The sequence below is a fragment of the Chryseobacterium sp. 22532 genome (assembly GCF_052044665.1).
Taxonomy (GTDB): domain Bacteria; phylum Bacteroidota; class Bacteroidia; order Flavobacteriales; family Weeksellaceae; genus Chryseobacterium; species Chryseobacterium lathyri.
This window is the reverse complement of the sequence record NZ_JBQENJ010000002.1, coordinates 512,183-530,150: the sequence shown is the minus strand read 5'-3', so window position 1 is coordinate 530,150 and position 17,968 is coordinate 512,183. Positions and strand designations below refer to the sequence as shown.

Here is a 17,968-nt window from a genome sequence, read left to right as displayed (position 1 = left end):
TTGAACTTTTGTTGAAAAGTAAAGCCATGCCTGAAGGACCATCCATTATTTTAATGAAAGAAAACCTGCAGCCGTTTACCGGACATCAAGTAACGGAAGCTTCAGGCAATGCCAAATTCGAGAAAGAACCACTGATTGGCCAAACACTTCGCGAAATCCGCACATTCGGAAAACAGACATATCTTGTTTTAGACAATACAGCTATTCGAATTCATTTGCTGATGTTCGGATCATACAGTATTGATGAACAGACCAAACCGGATAAAAGCCTGCGCCTGTCAATTCATTTCAAAACCGGAAGCATCTATTTCTACACCTGCTCCGTCAAATCTGTAGAGTTAGAATTTTTATCCGGGATAGACTGGGAAGCCGACGTCATGAGTGATATCTGGAATCCTGAAAAAGCAGAAAAGAAACTGAAATCCAAACCGGAAATGATGGTCTGTGATGCTCTGATGGATCAGGATATTTTTTCAGGTGTGGGAAATATTATCAAAAACGAGGTTCTGTTCAGAATTGGCGTTCAGCCGGAAAGTAAAATAGGGAATCTGCCTGCAAAAAAACTCAAGGAACTTATCGCTGAAGCCCGAAATTACAGTTTTGAATTCCTGGAATGGAAGCGGGAATTTGTTTTAAAGAAACACTGGCTCGTCCATACCAAAACAACATGTCCGAAATGCGGGCAGAAACTCGTGAAGAAACAGACGGGACTGGGAAAAAGGCGAAGCTTCTACTGCGAAAAGGATCAGAAGCTCTATTAAAAAATTTACGGCAGCCTTCATTTCAAAAACCTATTTACAAAATCTATTTTCACCAGTGCTTTTTCCATTCACGGAAACGGCTGGAAACATCCTATATTTGGGTCTTCAATGAAAACTATGATTCATCAGTGACTGATGAGCAACAAATAACCAAATAACACTTACATTCTTACAAATGACAGATAATACATGGCTTGACAGATGGAATGACAGGTACAGCAGTGAAGAATTCGCTTACGGAACAGAGCCCAATAATTATTTAAAAGAACAGTTAGAAAAATTAGACCCCGGCACTATCCTGTTTCCCGCGGAAGGTGAAGGCCGGAATGCTGTTTTTACAGCAACAAAAGGATGGAAGGTTTCCGCTTTTGATATCAGCAACGAAGGTAAAAGTAAAGCGCTACGGCTTGCTGAAAGTCAAAACGTAGTGATTGACTATCAGATTGGTGAGCTTGAGGCCCTGAACTTTCAGACGGACCAGTTTGATACCATTGCTCTTATTTATGCACACTTTCCGGCTGAAATCAAATCTTCTGTTCATCAGATGCTGGACCGGTATCTGCGTAAAGGCGGAATTATTATTTTTGAAGCATTCAGCAAAAATCACCTGGATTATGTAACCAAAAATGAGAAGGTTGGCGGCCCCAAAGATATTGGGTCGTTATTCTCAATGGATGAGATCAAAGCTGATTTTCCCAATTATGATATTATAGAGCTGGAAGAAAAAGAAATAGAACTCAGTGAAGGCTTATTTCACAACGGAACAGGTTCTGTGATCCGTTTTACAGGACGAAAGCGGTAATCTATCCCTCAGAATTCAGAAATCCACCGGCATATTTTGTGAAAAAATCGGATCTGTAGACTTCACCCAGGGGAATCTCAGATTCATCAATATAGATATTATGATTATCAAATGAATCAATAAAATCAAAATTGACTACATAAGATTTGCTTACGCGAAGAAAGGTTTCCCACGAAATTTTCTGGTGGATGGTTTTCAGGTTCATGGCTGTAATGAGTTTCTGCTGCCTGGTGTGGATGACAACATAGTCTTTCAAACCTTCTATAAATTTAATATCTGAAAAGCTGATCTTATAGAATCTCCGGTCTGCTTTGATGAATAAAAAATCTGCCGTATTGGATTCTACTGTATTTTTTATGGTGTCTTTGGATAAAAGCTCTGTGTAAAGAACAGCCTTTTCTATAGCCTTATCCAGTCTTTTGGCGTCTATCGGCTTCAGCAGATAATCTACAGCTTCCAGTTCATAGCTTTTCAAGGCATACTGGGCATAGGCTGTGGTGAAAATAATCAGGGACTTTTTGGGAAGCATTTCGGCAAATTCCAACCCGGTTACCATTGGCATTTCGATATCCAGGAAGATAAGATCTACATCATTTGTTTTAAGGAAATCCAGAGCTGAAGGAGCATTGGAAAATTCTCCCAGGATTTCGGCTTTTGATGTTTCATTAATCAGCGAACGCATTTCTGTTCTTGCCAAAGGTTCATCATCTACTATAATACAGTTCATACAGGAATTTTTAAGTTAACGGTGTATTCTTTTTCTCCTGAAATGATTTCCAGGCTGAAGGTGTTTCCGTAGAGGAGCTCGAGCCTTCTTTTAATATTGGCAAGTCCCAGACCGCTGTAGTTTGTACTGGATATAGTCAGGCTTGGATTCATTGAATTGGTGCAGGTGAAATGGAGACTTCTGTTTTCAACACTTATATGTATTGTCACATACGATGTTTTACTGCTGATATCTACACTGTGCTTTACAGCATTTTCAACAAAAGTGGTAAATAAGTTGGGAGGAATAAAAGTACTTTTTAAAGTTCTGCCTTCTGTTTCTGCATTAATATCAAAGGAAAAATTTTCTCTTCTTATTTTTTCAAGATTAAGGAAATTGGACAGAAAATCTATTTCCGAAGTCAGGAGGGTTTTTTCTTCTCCATTTTCATACAGCTGGTACCTTAAAAACTCTGAAAGTTTAACAATTACTGCGGATGCTTTTTCAGGATCTGTTCTTGTAAGCGCTTTTACATTATTCAGCATATTAAAGAGAAAATGCGGATTGATCTGGTTGCGGAGTTCATTCAGCTCCATCTGCAAGGTAAGATTGTTGAGCTCGGTTATTCTTTTGGTATCATTGATCCATTTCTGAAGCAGCTTCACTGTAGTTGTGGTCAAAATAATCGGGATGCACATTAATATCCCTTCATAGATGCTGCCCTTCTCCCCTTCCTTCTTAATATTTTCCACTCTGAAATCTTCAAAAAAAAATTTAAAACCGTTACCTATCATATTCAATCCGATCACTCCCATAAGCACCAGAAGAATCAGATAGGTAATATATTTTGTTTTAAAGAAAAATTTTGGCACCAGAACATAGATATTAATATATACCATTACAATCAGTATAGCATATACAAACAATAAAGCATAATACTGATAAATTCCGGAATACCAATGCCAGAATCTTGCGCTGTACAGCAGGAAGAAAAAGAAAATAAGGAACAGCAGGTGCCTGCGGAACTTAAACCGGTCTTCAACCAGAAAGTCCATGACAAGTGTTTCCTTAAATTTTAGTGCGCTGTATTTCATAGTATTCTGCCGGTTTTAATACGGAACAAAAATAGAGAATAACGCAAGAAGTCCCCACAATATTATACAAACCCTGCATTTTTTTATACGAATTATAAAGTATAAGGATTTCGTATAAAATAGAAGCGGTTTGGTATAAAAAAAAATTCCTGCTCTATTATTCTATCTTCCTTTGCCCTGAATTTTTATGCTTATGGAATTAGCCGTTTTTCAGGAACTCACAGAAGAAATAACCTCAGAATGCTTTTATATGACAGAATCCCAGCAAGAAGAGAAGATCATACAGATGATCGACCTGCATCATTTTGTAGAATGCTATCATTCGGAAATCAGGATTTTAAACTACATTAAACATCCTATTAATACCGTAGAAGAAAATGGTATCAGAAAAGGAATTTTATTTTATAATCTTAAACATTCTGCACCGTTCGACTGGAATGCCTTTGAGGAGTACAAAAGGCGGAACCTGCTTAAAGAAGTCTGGTTTGTCTTCGTGGAGGAAGATGCTGTTTCCGATACGTTCCGTCATACTGATTTTATTATTGAGAATAGTCTAGAGATATTTTATGACAAAATATTCGTATTCCATTTTTTCCAATCTGTCATCCATACTTTAAAATAAACTATGAAAACACTGAGAAAAGTTTTTGTTCCACTTGCCATGCTTCCTTTAAAGAATATTGCTTCGGCCCAAAAAAGAGACAGCATTCCGCTGAAAGTAAGAGCATTTTTTGCTGATAAATTTCCACAGACCCGCGATTTTAATATTGATTATACCGTAACTACACCTTATCAATTCTCTTCGAAACTTCAGGGGGCGGATTTACCTGACAACAAGGTGAAAAGCTTCCAGCAGCTAAAAGCCAATGCCAATATTTATTTCATCAAAAAGAAAAACCTGCTGTTAAGTACTACCCTGAATTACCGTTATACAGTATTCAATACGGAAGCACCGGTTTTATCCGAAACAGATAAAAAGAATGATTATCATTATCATTCCGAAGCGGTCAACCTGAGTTATTTTACAAAATTATTCAATAAAACAGCAATATATACCGCCACTGCTTCAGTGGATGGAAGCGACCGGCATTTTGAAAGAATCAGAGGGATGCTGACTGCTTCTGTTGTTTTAAAAGCTACTCCAAAGACAAAAATGCTGGTGGGCCTGGCCGGGTTTATTGATCCCAGCGCGCAGATTCCTTTACTTCCGATATTTACTTATGAAAACAGATTCAACAACGGTTGGGTACTGGATATTCTTCTTCCTAAAAAGTTACTGATCAGAAAGGATATTTTTGCCAACGGCAGGATTTCCCTGGGAACAGAAATGGAGAATACATCATTTTATATTTACCGGAATACCAGAACTTATGAATTCCGGCAGCTGGAAATCAATTCCGGGGCTATTTATGAACATAATCTCGGCAATAATTTTATAGGAACTTTAAAAACCGGGATCAGGGCAGTTCCGCAGGCAAGAGTGTTTGATAAGGAGGAATCTTTTAAAGATTATATTTTTGAAGCCAGCTACAAACCTTCATTCTATTTCAATATCGGGGTATCTTATAATCCGTTTGGAAAACCGAGAGCAAAATAATTTCAAATTTCTGAAAACCATTCAAGAGTTCCTGGAAAGCAAAACCAGAATTTTTGAATCGGGTTTAAACTAAACCTTAAATGACTATGCTGAACTTTATCCTAAGCTCAGCTTTAAAACCCATTTTAAACCCATACTCAATTTAATGTCTGAAATCTTTAAATTAAAAAATCAATGCGTTCCCATTTTTGAAAATACATTAATAACAATCACACCAATCACGATCAGTGCAATCCCTATGATAGCAGGCAGATCGGGCACCTGCTTAAAAGCAATAATGCCAATGAGTGTAATAAAGACAATCCCCACTCCGGACCAAATTGCATAGGTTATTCCGACAGGGATCTGACGTAGGGTCAGGCTCAGAAAATAAAATGCAGCAGCATATCCAATAACCGTAATTACAGAAGGCCAAAGCTTTGAAAACTCTTCAGATTTTTTAAGAAAAGTTGTTGCTATGATCTCAAATATGATCGCTAATGCAAGGAATATATAACTGCGTCCCATACAGGCTTGTTTTTTACAAAAATAAGGAAAAGCTGTTTCTTACGTTGAAAACTGACCAATAAAATCAACATTATTGTTCCGTATTACTAATGTTATCTAACTTCTTCTATTTCATTTTTATTATATCCCTTGTTAATGAATATGAAGAAAAAAATACTCTAAGAAAATACTTCTCTTAATATCCCTTGCTGGTGAATATCCATCAGGGTATTTATTATTAACAATTTACAAAAAGAAAACTTATCCTCTTTAAAAATGTCTGACAGTAATTGTTTCAATCTGTCAATATTTCCAATACATGTGACAAAATTTACAAACGTCTGTCATAAAATTAGTCAGGCTTTAAAAATTTAAGCACAAAATTCACTCCTGAAAAATAAATTTTCTTAACATAATAATTCATCCATTTCACAAAATCTGACGTTCAAAACCCAAATGAAAAGTGAATGTTATGCACAGCATTTTTAATTTTTTGTTTTATCAAGTCCAATATAGAAGCATTGAAACAGTTGTCAACTTTTTAATTTTTTACAGATAAGACAATAAAGATAGCAATAATTTCATAAAAATATATTAATTTTTTGTAAACAAAAAGCTTGTTAAAATTAACAATTCATATACTTAACATACTGATATACATCATAATTATTTGCTTTGGCACGTGATTTGAAAACTGTAATATTGCAATTAGAAAATTGATAAAATAAAGTCAAATAATTAAATAAAACAAAAAATGATAACTTACATCGGTATCGCAACATGTGTAGTAGTATTCGCTTCTTACTTTATGACAGTAAAAAGAGAGGAAAGAAACTAAGTTCTATTTAAGGAAAGCTTATAGAACGTCTATATTAATTGTATTGTTTATGTTTTTTAATCTGAATAGTCAGATTTGCTCTTTTACTCACTGGAGTAAAAGAGCCCAAAAAACATATCCCTTCAACTGAATTCATAGCAAATTTTATATATCCCAAATAGTCAAGCCGAACCAATAGTCCGGCTTTTCTTGTAACATCTGGCCAACAGGCTTTAGCCCGTTCTTATTGAATATTCTACTCTTCCCTGCTCTGGACTACCTGCTAATTCTGATTCAGACTTCACTCATCATTCCATAAAGTTTTATCTTTGTACAGATAAGAATTATTTTTAAATTATAGCATGAATCTGTATAATCTCATCATTCAGGATAAAGAGGAGGTAACCCTCAATGACGTATTTCTCGGCAACGACAACAGAGCTCAGCTGGTACAGCTCATTAAAGAACATACTTATGTAAAAGAGCTGCAGGAATATGGTCTTCCGGTAAATAATAAAATCCTCCTGCAGGGAAATTCCGGATGCGGAAAAACCATGACTGCCAAGGCCGTTGCCAATGCTTTGGGTAAAAATATCCTGATTTTAAACCTGAGCAATATCGTTTCGTCCCGAATCGGGGAAACTTCCCAGAATATTAAAATGATCTTTGATAAAGCGGCGAGGGAAAGATCTGTCCTTTTTCTGGACGAACTGGACCAGATTGGGAAAGCAAGAGGGAGTGACGATAAGGATGTAGGCGAAATGAGAAGACTGGTGAACACGTTGATCCAGCTGATCGATTATTATCCTGAAAATGCTCTTTTAATCTGTGCTACAAATCACGCAGAAATCATTGATACTGCCTTACTGAGGCGCTTTCAGCTGAAAATCAGCTATGAAATGCCTTCTGCTGAATTTATCGATACTTTTTATGATGATCTCCTGTCAAAATTCCCGGAAGACCTGAAAAATATACACCGTAAGTACAATATTTCTTTTGCTGAAGCGAAAGATCATGCTTTGACATCGGTAAAATCAGCTTTAATTAAAAAACTGGAAGCCAGAGAAATCACACAGCCATGAAAGAAGACATCCTCTACAATCTTGGGATCATCAATGAGAGAATAAAAAAAGCCTGTGAAAAAGCGGGCAGAAATAATGAAGAAAAACAGTAAGCTAACATAGTTTAGCAACCTTGGTTCAATTTCCACGGTAAATCATTACCACTCATCTATCTCTTCAAAATAACCTTCCGTAGCCGCTCTTCATGCTGATCTCCCCAATTTCCCAGTGCAGAAATAACAGGAATCAGTGTCTTTCCAAAGTCCGTAAGATAATACTCTACTTTGGGCGGAAGCTGGGCGTAAATGATTTTTGAAACCAGTTCGTGTTCTTCCAGTTCTTTCAGCTGAATATTCAGCACCCGCCTTGAAGCATCGGGAATTTTGCGTTGCAGTTCACTCGGGCGTTGATAACCTTCATTAATAAACCAAAGCAAACGGATCTTCCATTTTCCGTACAGCACTTCACCGATCAGGTCAAGGCCGCAATTTAAGTTCAAAGGAATTTTTCTTTCATACATACTGTAAAATTAGCCCAATGTTCTAAAATGTACAATAGGGGAAAAATTAATCCTATACAATTCGATTTTCCCTTATTGCCTGATATGGAGATACTTTGGAAATTTACGCTACCCTATGCCGCTGCAAAGGCAGGCTTACTGAATTACAGCAAAAGCTTATCCAACAAAGTTGCTCCAAAAGGAGTCCGGTTATTAACTGTTTCACCCGGCTGGATCATGACTACAGCTTCTACAAGAATGATGAAACCTATTGATGAAAGTAACAAAAGTACCGTAGAACAGGCTGCATAGAGTGTAATGGATGCACTGGGAGGAATTCCTTACGGAAGATCGCAAAACCTGAAGAAGTAGTTGAACTCATAGGATTCCTGGTCTCACCAAGAGCTGGCTATCTCACAGGAACCGAATACATTATTGACGGAGGAACAATACCCACGATTTAAATTATCCGTATTTCTCCCGTTTTATATTGATACAATACAATCTAATATTTACTATTTATCACATACAGAATTATTATTCAAATAGACTAATTGGTATCTTTTTTGATCATAAAATCTTTAAAACCAAACAAATACACCTATATGATTAAAAAATTATTCTCGGGCTGTCTATTCATGACAGTAGTATTCTTGTCTTCGTGTGATAAAGATCACAGTACATCACAGGTAAACGATAGTGAAGCATCAATTAAAACAGTTTCAATGGTAACTTTTGGTACCATGGCTGTAGCACTTCTTGTAGCCTACAGCTCCCGAAGAAGGTAGCAGATAAATAATAAAAAAAGCACCCGTTTGAAAATCAAACGGGTGCTTTTATCTTTATTATAATAATTAATTACATATAAGCTTCAATCGGCTCACAGGTACATACTAAGTTTCTGTCTCCGTAGGCTTCGTCCACTCTTGAAACAGAAGCAAAGAATTTGTGGTCTCTTACCCATTCCAGCGGATAAGCAGCTTTTTCTCTGCTATATGGTTTATCCCATGAATCTGAGATAACCAATTGTTCTGTATGAGGAGCGTTTTTAAGCACGTTATTTGCCTGATCTGCTTCTCCGTTGGCAATCTCATCAATCTCTTTTTTGATTGAGATTAATGCCTCTGCAAAACGGTCGATTTCAGACTTGCTTTCAGATTCTGTAGGCTCTATCATTAATGTTCCTGCTACAGGGAAAGAAACAGTAGGTGCATGGAATCCATAATCCATCAGTCTCTTCGCCACATCAGCTACTTCAATTCCTAAAGATTTGAACTGACGGAAATCTACGATACATTCGTGAGCCACTCTTCCGTTCTCGTTTGAATATAAGATCGGGAAATGCTCTGCTAATATCTCTTTCAGATAATTCGCATTCATGATGGCATGGCCTGTTGCTTTTTTCAGTCCATCTGTTCCCAACATCTTAATGTAAGAATAAGAAATGTTAAGAATAAGACCTGAACCGTAAGGTGCTGCAGAAATACCGTCGATCGCATCTTTAGAACCGATTTTGATATTGGCATTGGAAGGAAGGAAAGGAACCAGGTGCTTGGCCACACAGATCGGGCCTACTCCAGGACCTCCGCCACCGTGAGGAATTGCGAAAGTTTTGTGTAAGTTCAGGTGACAAACATCTGCTCCAATGTTTCCAGGACTTGTGAATCCTACCTGAGCGTTCATATTGGCACCATCCATATATACTTGTCCACCATGTTTGTGGATCAGGCTTGTAATTTCTTTAATATTGTCATCAAAGAATCCGTATGTTGACGGATAAGTGATCATTACACAAGATAAGTTCTCAGAATGCTGTTCTGTTTTAGCTTTTAAATCTTCAAAATCAATTTGTCCGCTTTCAAGATTTTTAACCACTACAATTTTCATTCCCGCCATTGCTGCAGAAGCTGGGTTTGTTCCGTGTGCAGACTGAGGGATCAGTACTACATTTCTGTGGCCTTCACCTCTTGAAATGTGATATTCTCTGATCACCATTAATCCCGCATACTCTCCCTGAGCTCCGGAGTTTGGTTGTAATGAAGTTCCTGCGAAACCAGTAATTTCAGCAAGATCTTTTTCAAGTTCTTTGATCATTTCCTGGTAACCTCCGGCCTGATCTACCGGTACAAACGGGTGAACACTTCCCCAATCTGCCCAGGAAAGCGGAAGCATCTGAGTCGCTGCGTTCAGTTTCATGGTACAAGATCCAAGAGAGATCATTGAATGCGTTAATGACAGGTCTTTTCTTTCAAGACGTTTGATGTAACGCATCAGTTCTGTTTCTGTATGGTATTTATTGAATACCTGTTCTGTAAGAATTTCATCTTTTCTCAAAAATTCTTCAGGAATGCTGTATCCTTCTTTAATTTCTAATTTGAAAGTCTGCTTGTCTTTAAACTGAGCGAAAGAAGCCATCAGATAATTTAATTTCTCCAATGTTGTACTTTCATTGATTGCAATACTTACCACTCCTTCTGTGAAATAGTTCAGATTAAGTCTGTGATCAAGCATCATTCTCATTAACCTTCCTTTTTCATCTTCGCTCATTGTGATTTTCACAGTATCGAAGATTGGCTCTTCAACAGTTTGGTATCCTAACGCTTTAAGACCGTTCTTCAAAGCATTGGCTTTAAAGTGGATCTGATCAGCAATATAGTTTAATCCTTTCGGACCGTGATAAACTGCATACATTCCTGCCATTACTGCAAGAAGTACCTGTGCTGTACAGATATTGGAAGTGGCTCTTTCTCTTTTGATGTGCTGCTCTCTGGTCTGAAGCGCCATTCTCAGTGCACGTTTTCCATACATATCCTGAGAAACCCCGATGATTCTTCCCGGAATATCTCTTTTATAATCTTCTCTGCAAGAGAAAAATGCTGCGTGAGGACCTCCGTACCCTAATGGAATACCAAATCTCTGTGAAGTTCCAACCGCACAGTCAGCTCCCATAGAAGCCGGCGACTTTAATTTAACCAAAGCCATCGGATCACAAGCTACCACTACCTGCAGATCTAATTTTTTATAGTCTACGATATCTTCTGTGTAATCCAGAACGATTCCGTTTTTACCAGGATACTGTAATAAAACACCATAATAAGTTTCATCAAACTGGTGAGTTTTATGATCACCTTCCACGATTTCGATGGCTAAACCTTCTGCTTTGGTTTTTAAAACAGAAACGGTTTGAGGTAAAACAAGATCGGAAACGAAGAATTTGTTGGCATTCGCTTTTTTCTGGTCCTTCGTTCTGTTGTTAAAGAACATGTGCATCGCCTCAGCAGCAGCTGTAGACTCATCTAAAAGAGAGGCATTAGCTAGCTCAAAGCCTGTAAGATCGCACACTACGGTCTGGAAATTCAGAAGCGCTTCCAGTCTTCCCTGGGCGATTTCCGCCTGATAAGGAGTATACGCCGTGTACCAGCTTGGGTTTTCAAAGATATTTCTCTGAATAGCTGATGGTAAAAGGGTATTGTGATATCCAAAACCAATGTAGCTCGTATAATCAGTATTCTTCGATGCCAAATCTTTCGAATGGTTCAGCATTTCGTATTCTGAAAGCGGTGCCGAGATCTCAAGATCTTTCTCTAAACGGATAGAAGAAGGAATGGTCTGAGAAATTAGTTCTTCAATACTTGAAACGCCCAATTTTTCCAACATCGCCTGTTTATCGGCTTCATTAAGGGAAATGTGACGGCTCACAAACTGTTCTGTATTCATTTTTATTTATTAGATTTTGTTCGTAAAAAAGATTCGTAAAATTACAATTTTTTAAACGATTGTACAAGAGTCTGAAATTGCCGAAACAATAGGGAAAATTCCGGATCAGTTAAAAAAAGAAACGATATAAAAACTATTTATTACATAAAATTTAAAAGCTCAACTTTTTAAGTTTCAACATAAGGTTTTGTTAAACTGACCGTGCAAAAAATAGATCAGTTTAAAACTTGCATTTAAATTTTATTCAGTCTAAATTTTAGTTTTTTGTTTAGACTGATTATTATTTTCAGGTAATTTTTTGGGCCCAAAAACTATGCTTTCATTCTAAAATCCGGTATTGGATACCTCATAAACACACTGATAAACAGGGGTGATAAGATTTATAAAATTTTATTAATTATATTTATTCTAAATTAATATATTTGCAGTATGAATATGATTGTCCCATTTAAAGTACCGCCTTTATCGCCAGTATACTCATTCAATAATGAAGACATGTTCTGTGAAAAGAAATCATGTTGTAAGAAATTTAAAAAGGGAAAAAGATGTAAAAAGTGCCCGGGAAGGAAAAAGATGGCTTAAACTAGCCAAAATTTCTGAACAGGAAATATATTGCTGCCGCCAAAATAAGAATTCCCCAGATCAGCATCATGATCTTTGGCTGGCCTGTTCTGTTGATTGGTGTTCTTGGCTGAGGCTTAAACATTTCCTCAACACTGTTTTTAAACTGAGCAGCATCATTCTCAAAGACTTCAGTAATCGTAATTCCCTGTACCGCAGTTTTGTGAAGCAAAGAATTTGTCGCATGAAGCAAAAGCTGGAATTTTCCGTCTTTAAATTCCGTAATCTTAAAAATCCGTTCTCCAAAAGGTTTTTCCAGGCCGAAAGGCAGTATTTTTACCACATCGGCATTATTCGTCTGCCAGTTAATGATAATCTCCTCCCCTTTTTTTGCATGAATTTTATTGGACGTAAAAGTTTTGATAGAAGGCGGAGTATTGTATCTGAAACTCTTCTGATGACTCTCTAAATTCTGATCATAGGTACGTCTCTTTCCTGAATCACTCAATATTTCATACGCTTCCTGAATTTCACGGAAACGCCCGGCAAAGAAATCATCATTATCATTCTTGTCCGGATGATATTTCAAAGATAATTTTCTATAAGCCTTTTTGATGTCTTCTTCTGAAGCATCCGGAGAAATCCCGAGAAAATAGTAGTAGTCTTTCATTGAGCTACACAAAAATAGGAATTTATTTTTTTTCTTATTGAAAATACAGAGGGCTATTTGATGAAAAATAATGATGTAAGGTCTCGTTTTGTTTCCATAATAAAATTCCACAGTGTCATTGCGAGCGAAGCGAAGCAATCTCTTTTAATGCAAAGACCACAAAGATTTTTTGAACATTTGATGTTTTTAAGATCGCAAAGGCGTCTCACTTAGCAAAAGATTCTAAATATGCTGTGCTTTTCTGGTGGTTGAAGCCCTTGAAGTCATCTGTATTTTGAGATTGCTTCGCCTCACTGACAATGACAATAAAAAATTCCGGCGCGGGAAGCAAAGCTTCCCGCGCCGGAATTAACAATTTCAATTTAGTTATGTACTGCTTAAGCTTCTGCAGTATTGTCCTTATGTCCTGTTCTGCAGCATCTTGAAGCGAATTCTTTTTTGAATTTCCCTTTCAGTTCCTGATACTGTTCTTCGTTCATTTCTCTGATCTTATCTGCCAAGCCGAAAGGCGATTTTTCTTTGATTCCGTATTCGCTGAAAATACCTTTTATAAATCTTTTTCTTTGTATTGCTTTTTTGGCAACTAATGCCACTCCTACAACGGCTAATGCTCCCAGAGCTCCTTTTAATGCTGAATTTTTCATTTTTTCAAAATTTTAAATTTTACTACTTCTTGTTTTTTATAGAGACGGATGAATTTCAATTTTACTTTACTACTTCTTAAATTTTAAATTATCCGTTATTTCTGTTGAAGAATCCTCCTGAACATCTGTTTTTCCATACTTCTTTAAATTTTTCCCGTTCTTCAGGAGATAGTCCAGCCATTTTCTCTCTCATTTTCCTTTCTTTAAAGTCTCTCACTCCTTTTCCGAAATGAAATCCTCCAAAAAGAATCTTACTTAAGATAAGAATCCCCATTGCCTGCCAGAATGTAATGGATTTTACCCCCAGGATCTCAGGAAGCAGACAGTTCCAAAGCCACATCACAATAAATGTAACAGTAATTAAGATCAATGGCGGACATAAGAGTAAAAAAATCCAGCCTTTTTTGTGTTTATGATTCATAATTTTCTTCTTTACTAACTATTTAAATCTTCGTATAATTTTCTCAGTCTGTTTCTTAAATGCTTTACAGCATAGTTTTTCCTACTGATAATGGTTTTAATATTTTCGCCCTGTTCATCGGCTATCTGCTGGAGGGTTTTGTCGTTCAGTTCGTTTTCTACGTAAACCAACCGTTGTTTCTCGGGAAGCTCGTCCAATGCTTCGAAAAGCTTTTTCCAGATTTCGTCCTGGAACATTTTAACTTCGGGACCTGCACTCTCGTCCAGCAATAAGATATCTTTGATAGAAAAACTTCCGTCTTCATCTTCATAGACAAAATCTTCAAGATTTTCAGTTTTCTTTTTGCGGTAACGGTCGGTGATTTTATTAGCAGTCACCCTATACAGCCAGCCGCCTACATTCACAATCTCGGAAAGATTGGTCAGACTGCTGAACTGAAACCACACTTCCTGCAGAATATCTTCCGCATCTTCTGTGTTTTTCACTTTCGGACGAATATAAGACATCAGTTTTCCTCCGTACTTTGAAACGGTTTGTGAGATGATGCTTGCTTTCTCCTCTTGTGGCATTGTTATTTCTTCGACAACCTCCATATTGCTATGACGATCTGCCTTTTGATTTTACTTTAATAAATTTAAAAAAAATTATTGACTGTTGAGATTTTGTTTCTGGATGCGGGTTTGTGAGTTTGGGGGTAAGAGAGTTTTAGAGTAGAAGATGAAAGGAATATGATCCGCGATTTCAGTTGCGAGTTGATGGATTAAGACTTTTGAGTATTTGAATTGTAAATAATCACTCTTTAATCTTAACTTCAACCTCAATCTCATATCTGCAATCTGATATCTGACATCTTGGCCCTTGATTCTTGATTCTTGGCTCTTCTTGAGTCTATCTAAAAAAAACGGAAAGCATTACACTCTCCGTCTCTATCGTTATAAAAATGAAATTTTATTTTTTGTTGAAATTCTCTGCAAAGAAGCCCAGCATATATTTATACAGCTCCAGTCTGTTTGGTTCTTTTCCAAATCCGTGCCCTTCATCATATTTTACCAGGTATGGAACTTCAAAGCCTTTTGCACGCATTGCTTTTACAATTTGGTCAGACTCATTGATGTTAACTCTTGGGTCATTGGCCCCCTGTACCACAAATAAAGGTTTTTTAATTTTATCGATCTGGAAAACCGGAGAAACTTCTTTGGCAATTTTTGCTTCTTCAGGGTTATCAAGATCATACCAGATCTGTTTTACCATTTCTTTGTAAGGTTTCCAGTATTCCGGGAAGGAGTCGAAGAAGGTAAAAATATTGGATACTCCTACGTAATCCACACCACAGGCATAAAGATCCGGAGTTTTGATAAGCCCCATCAGCGTAGCGTAACCACCATGACTTCCTCCATAGATCGCAATCTTATCTTTATCTACCCAACCCTGCTCAATGACATACTTCACTCCATCCTCCACATCATCCATTGCCTTTCTTCCGATCTGCTTGTATCCTGCTTTCTGAAATTCTTTTCCGTAGCCTCCGGAAATTCTAAAGTTCACCTGGAGCGTTGCATATCCTCTGCTGGCAAAGAGCTGTGTTTCCGGGTTGAATCCCCATTCATCACGGATTCCCTGCGGACCGCCGTGAGGATTGACAATTAGAGGCACTTTTTTACCTTCAAGAGCAGCTTTTGGAAGGGTTATATATCCACGAATCGTTAATCCGTCCCTGCTTTTGAATTCGATAGGCCTCATTTCTGCCATATCTTCTTCTTTCAGCTGGGGCATCAGGTTATAAAGAAGATTTATCTTTTTACTTTTTGTATCGTATTCGTAATAGGCGCCATAGAATTTGTCGCTTCCTACATATACCAAAAGTTTATCATTATTATCATCTGAAGAAACGATAGAAAACTGTTTGTCTTTAAATTCAGATTTCAGCTTAGCATCAATTTCTTTATAAAACTGGCTTACCGGAACGGTTTCACTTTTGATCCCATCATAGCTTACGTAATCGAGTTCATAATTCCTGTTTTTGCCGGCAACGCTTATGGAGCTTACATCAAAGACAGGATTGGAATATACTTCTCTGATCACTGCATTCTTCTTAAGGTCATACAGTACAATCCTGGATTTGTCACTGTCCAGATTGGTCACAACATAAGCTTCATCCTTATTTTTGGAATTATCATTAAGTCCTATGATGCTGAAAGTATCCTTCCAGTCTGTGGATTTAAGCAGGTTAAATTTCCCAGTCTGCAAATCTTTATAGTAAGTCTTGGTCGTTAGCCCATTTTCAAGGACGGTATATCCTCTGAGGTTCCCGTCTTTATCAAAAATATAATCATCAATAGGGCTGTTTACATCTTTATTTTCATACAGCTGGGTCATTTCTCCCGTGTTGAAATTGATCTTATAGGGTTCAAAGATCTGTTTGTTGTTTTTATTCATAGTCACCACAACAAATTCCGTATCCTTTATCAGCTTAACAGTTCCCAGCGTAATCCCCTCGAAAGGAGTCAGGTCTTTAAGGTTTTTTCCGTCAATATCTGCTGCGTAAAGATGGATATTTTCATTCCCTCCTTTATCCTGGGTAAAGAAAAGGCGTTTTTTATCCAGCCAGCCATAGCTCTTGATAAGGTCATCTTTTTCAACAATCGCTTTAGTGATTTTGCCTGTTTTCAATTCTTTTACATAGACATGGTTCTTCTTGTCCTTATCTTTTTCTTTATAAGAGAGATACTGCCCATCCGGAGATATTTTAAACTGTGAAGCACTGGGTCTTGCAAAGTAATCTTCTACTTTATATTTGAAGTTTCCCTTATCATAAGAAATCAGTTTCTCAAGATTTGCTTTAGTGGATGGAAGCGTAGGATCGCCCGGCAGTTTTGCCGTTGAGGTCTGTGCATTAATCATAATTGCTGACAGTACGACTTGAGCCGCACCAAAAATTTTAGTATTAATATTCATAATTCATATTTTGGATGTTAAATTGCCTAGCCAGATCTTAAATTAATAAAAATCTTATATATAATATGACAGTATTACCCGCAAAATGTTACATACATTATGAAATTTTATGAAAAAAGATTTAAAAACAATAATAGTTCACTTCTAATGTAGGTAAATTCCAAAATACCAGGTCCAAGCAATCAGGATAAGCTGCATTGGGATTCTTTGGGTGTAAAGGTATTTCATGCCCGGCCCGGTATAGTCCGCTTTGAAAATATTGATTTTTTTTCTTGAAGAATTGATATTAGCGATAAAAACCAAAATATAAAAGATAATCAGCAGTATAGCCGTTATTTCTCTTATTGAAGGAATCATCAGACCAATTCCCGCAGCAATTTCAAGGACTCCTGTAAAATACACCCAAAACATTTTACCGGGAACAAAATCGGGAATCATCATAGCCATTCCTTTCTGGAATTTAAAATGCGAAAATCCTGTGAAGAGAATAAATACAGCCATACCCAGATTCCCGGAGAATAAAAAATCCGGCTTTCCCTGAAATATATAAGTTCCTACCAAAGCAAGAATAAATGTTGCGAAAAGGATTGTTAATAATTTCATGTTTTTTATTTTATTTACTGTACTAAAAGATAGAAGAAATTTTACAATACTGTACCGTCATGCATGAATAAAACCACATAGATGAAAACTATGTGGTTTTTCTTTTTATACCAGGAACAAATTATTTGTTTTCAGCAAGATTTTTTACAACTTCCAGCCCCTGCGTGAATCCTTTGTCCATATCGTCTTTCCATTCTTTTTCGACCTGTACTTCAACATGAAGCTTCGTTTTCCCTTCCAGATCAATAAGAATGTATTTTTCGAAACAGCCGCTCCACTCCATTACTTCTTTGCTTTGGGTGTCTTCATTTCCTTCTTTATCTACCATTCCCAGATGTTTAAAAACAATCTGGTTAGGCTCATCCAGGCTATCAATGGTTGATACCATTCCTGCACCTTCTGCATTCACGAAGTAGGTTTTTCCGCCTACTTTCCAGTCAGATTTCATTTTGGATCCGGAACCGAAAAATTTTGTCCATTCGGTATAAGTATCCGGATTCCAAAGAACGTCCCAGACTTTCTGTGATGGAGCGTCGATTATAATTTCGTAGGATAAGGTTTCCATATTTTATAT

Annotated in this window: 20 protein-coding genes; 8 read left to right on the top strand and 12 right to left on the bottom strand. The window is 37.1% G+C overall.

What is annotated here, in order from left to right; genetic code table 11:
• The first annotated feature begins 26 nt into the window (after positions 1–26).
• Positions 27–761: a DNA-formamidopyrimidine glycosylase family protein gene (locus ACTJIV_RS06610; RefSeq protein WP_440626428.1), complete on the top strand. Its 735-nt coding sequence runs from the start codon at positions 27–29 to the stop codon at positions 759–761.
• 175 nt (positions 762–936) lie between these two features.
• Positions 937–1,563, top strand: coding sequence for a class I SAM-dependent methyltransferase (locus ACTJIV_RS06605; protein WP_440626426.1), 627 nt, complete (start codon positions 937–939; stop codon positions 1,561–1,563).
• Between the two features lies 1 nt (position 1,564).
• Here ACTJIV_RS06605 and ACTJIV_RS06600 read toward each other — a convergent pair whose 3' ends face one another.
• Positions 1,565–2,290, bottom strand: a complete 726-nt coding sequence (locus ACTJIV_RS06600) for a LytR/AlgR family response regulator transcription factor (RefSeq protein WP_440626424.1) — start codon at positions 2,288–2,290, stop codon at positions 1,565–1,567.
• Entirely contained in the window at positions 2,287–3,363 is a 1,077-nt protein-coding gene (locus ACTJIV_RS06595; protein ID WP_223559230.1) for a sensor histidine kinase, read from the bottom strand. The genes ACTJIV_RS06600 and ACTJIV_RS06595 overlap by 4 nt, the downstream gene beginning before the upstream one ends.
• Positions 3,364–3,556: 193 nt before the next feature.
• Here ACTJIV_RS06595 and ACTJIV_RS06590 point away from each other — a divergent pair, with 193 nt between their 5' ends.
• Entirely contained in the window at positions 3,557–3,985 is a 429-nt protein-coding gene (locus ACTJIV_RS06590; RefSeq protein ID WP_223559229.1) for a hypothetical protein, read from the top strand.
• Between the two features lie 3 nt (positions 3,986–3,988).
• On the top strand, positions 3,989–4,960 hold the full coding sequence (locus ACTJIV_RS06585) for a DUF6268 family outer membrane beta-barrel protein (RefSeq protein ID WP_440626421.1): 972 nt from the start codon (positions 3,989–3,991) through the stop codon (positions 4,958–4,960).
• A gap of 171 nt (positions 4,961–5,131) precedes the next feature.
• On the opposite strand, the gene ACTJIV_RS06580 is transcribed toward ACTJIV_RS06585, so the two are convergent.
• Positions 5,132–5,467 carry a DMT family transporter gene (locus tag ACTJIV_RS06580; protein ID WP_111955009.1) on the bottom strand — a complete coding sequence of 112 codons (336 nt, stop codon included), beginning with the start codon at positions 5,465–5,467 and terminating at the stop codon, positions 5,132–5,134.
• A 1,158-nt stretch (positions 5,468–6,625) separates the two neighbouring features.
• Between ACTJIV_RS06580 and ACTJIV_RS06575 the strand changes: the two genes are divergently transcribed.
• Positions 6,626–7,345: an AAA family ATPase gene (locus ACTJIV_RS06575; protein ID WP_440626418.1), complete on the top strand. Its 720-nt coding sequence runs from the start codon at positions 6,626–6,628 to the stop codon at positions 7,343–7,345.
• Between the two features lie 148 nt (positions 7,346–7,493).
• Here the strand turns inward: ACTJIV_RS06575 and ACTJIV_RS06570 are convergent, their stop codons facing one another.
• The gene (locus ACTJIV_RS06570; RefSeq protein ID WP_223559226.1) at positions 7,494–7,844 is read right to left on the bottom strand and encodes a winged helix-turn-helix transcriptional regulator; all 351 of its coding nucleotides are present in this window, start codon (positions 7,842–7,844) and stop codon (positions 7,494–7,496) included.
• 84 nt (positions 7,845–7,928) lie between these two features.
• On the opposite strand from ACTJIV_RS06570, the gene ACTJIV_RS06565 reads away from it, so the two are divergent.
• The 3 genes from ACTJIV_RS06565 (at position 7,929) to ACTJIV_RS06555 (ending at position 8,611) form a co-directional block, all read left to right on the top strand.
• The gene (locus ACTJIV_RS06565; protein WP_440626416.1) at positions 7,929–8,135 is read left to right on the top strand and encodes an SDR family oxidoreductase; all 207 of its coding nucleotides are present in this window, start codon (positions 7,929–7,931) and stop codon (positions 8,133–8,135) included.
• Entirely contained in the window at positions 8,132–8,287 is a 156-nt protein-coding gene (locus tag ACTJIV_RS06560; RefSeq protein ID WP_440626687.1) for an SDR family oxidoreductase, read from the top strand. The genes ACTJIV_RS06565 and ACTJIV_RS06560 overlap by 4 nt, the downstream gene beginning before the upstream one ends.
• Before the next feature lie 174 nt (positions 8,288–8,461).
• Positions 8,462–8,611, top strand: a complete 150-nt coding sequence (locus ACTJIV_RS06555) for a hypothetical protein (RefSeq protein WP_223559225.1) — start codon at positions 8,462–8,464, stop codon at positions 8,609–8,611.
• A 70-nt stretch (positions 8,612–8,681) separates the two neighbouring features.
• On the opposite strand, the gene gcvP is transcribed toward ACTJIV_RS06555, so the two are convergent.
• From gcvP to ACTJIV_RS06515, 8 genes are all read right to left on the bottom strand, one after another.
• On the bottom strand, positions 8,682–11,540 hold the full coding sequence (gcvP, locus tag ACTJIV_RS06550; protein WP_223559224.1) for an aminomethyl-transferring glycine dehydrogenase: 2,859 nt from the start codon (positions 11,538–11,540) through the stop codon (positions 8,682–8,684).
• A 583-nt stretch (positions 11,541–12,123) separates the two neighbouring features.
• Positions 12,124–12,771, bottom strand: a complete 648-nt coding sequence (locus ACTJIV_RS06545) for a J domain-containing protein (RefSeq protein WP_111954999.1) — start codon at positions 12,769–12,771, stop codon at positions 12,124–12,126.
• Between the two features lie 377 nt (positions 12,772–13,148).
• Positions 13,149–13,415 (bottom strand): hypothetical protein, encoded by a 267-nt coding sequence (locus ACTJIV_RS06540; protein ID WP_440626413.1) that lies wholly within the window; start codon positions 13,413–13,415, stop codon positions 13,149–13,151.
• An 88-nt stretch (positions 13,416–13,503) separates the two neighbouring features.
• Positions 13,504–13,836: a hypothetical protein gene (locus ACTJIV_RS06535; protein ID WP_111954995.1), complete on the bottom strand. Its 333-nt coding sequence runs from the start codon at positions 13,834–13,836 to the stop codon at positions 13,504–13,506.
• A gap of 14 nt (positions 13,837–13,850) precedes the next feature.
• On the bottom strand, positions 13,851–14,429 hold the full coding sequence (locus ACTJIV_RS06530; protein ID WP_040994467.1) for an RNA polymerase sigma factor: 579 nt from the start codon (positions 14,427–14,429) through the stop codon (positions 13,851–13,853).
• Positions 14,430–14,784: 355 nt separating this feature from the next.
• A complete protein-coding gene (locus ACTJIV_RS06525) occupies positions 14,785–16,791 on the bottom strand; it encodes a prolyl oligopeptidase family serine peptidase (protein ID WP_440626411.1) in 2,007 nt (668 codons plus the stop codon).
• A 144-nt stretch (positions 16,792–16,935) separates the two neighbouring features.
• Positions 16,936–17,394 carry a DoxX family protein gene (locus ACTJIV_RS06520; RefSeq protein ID WP_223559222.1) on the bottom strand — a complete coding sequence of 153 codons (459 nt, stop codon included), beginning with the start codon at positions 17,392–17,394 and terminating at the stop codon, positions 16,936–16,938.
• 121 nt (positions 17,395–17,515) lie between these two features.
• Entirely contained in the window at positions 17,516–17,959 is a 444-nt protein-coding gene (locus ACTJIV_RS06515) for an SRPBCC family protein (RefSeq protein ID WP_223559221.1), read from the bottom strand.
• Positions 17,960–17,968 lie beyond the last annotated feature (9 nt).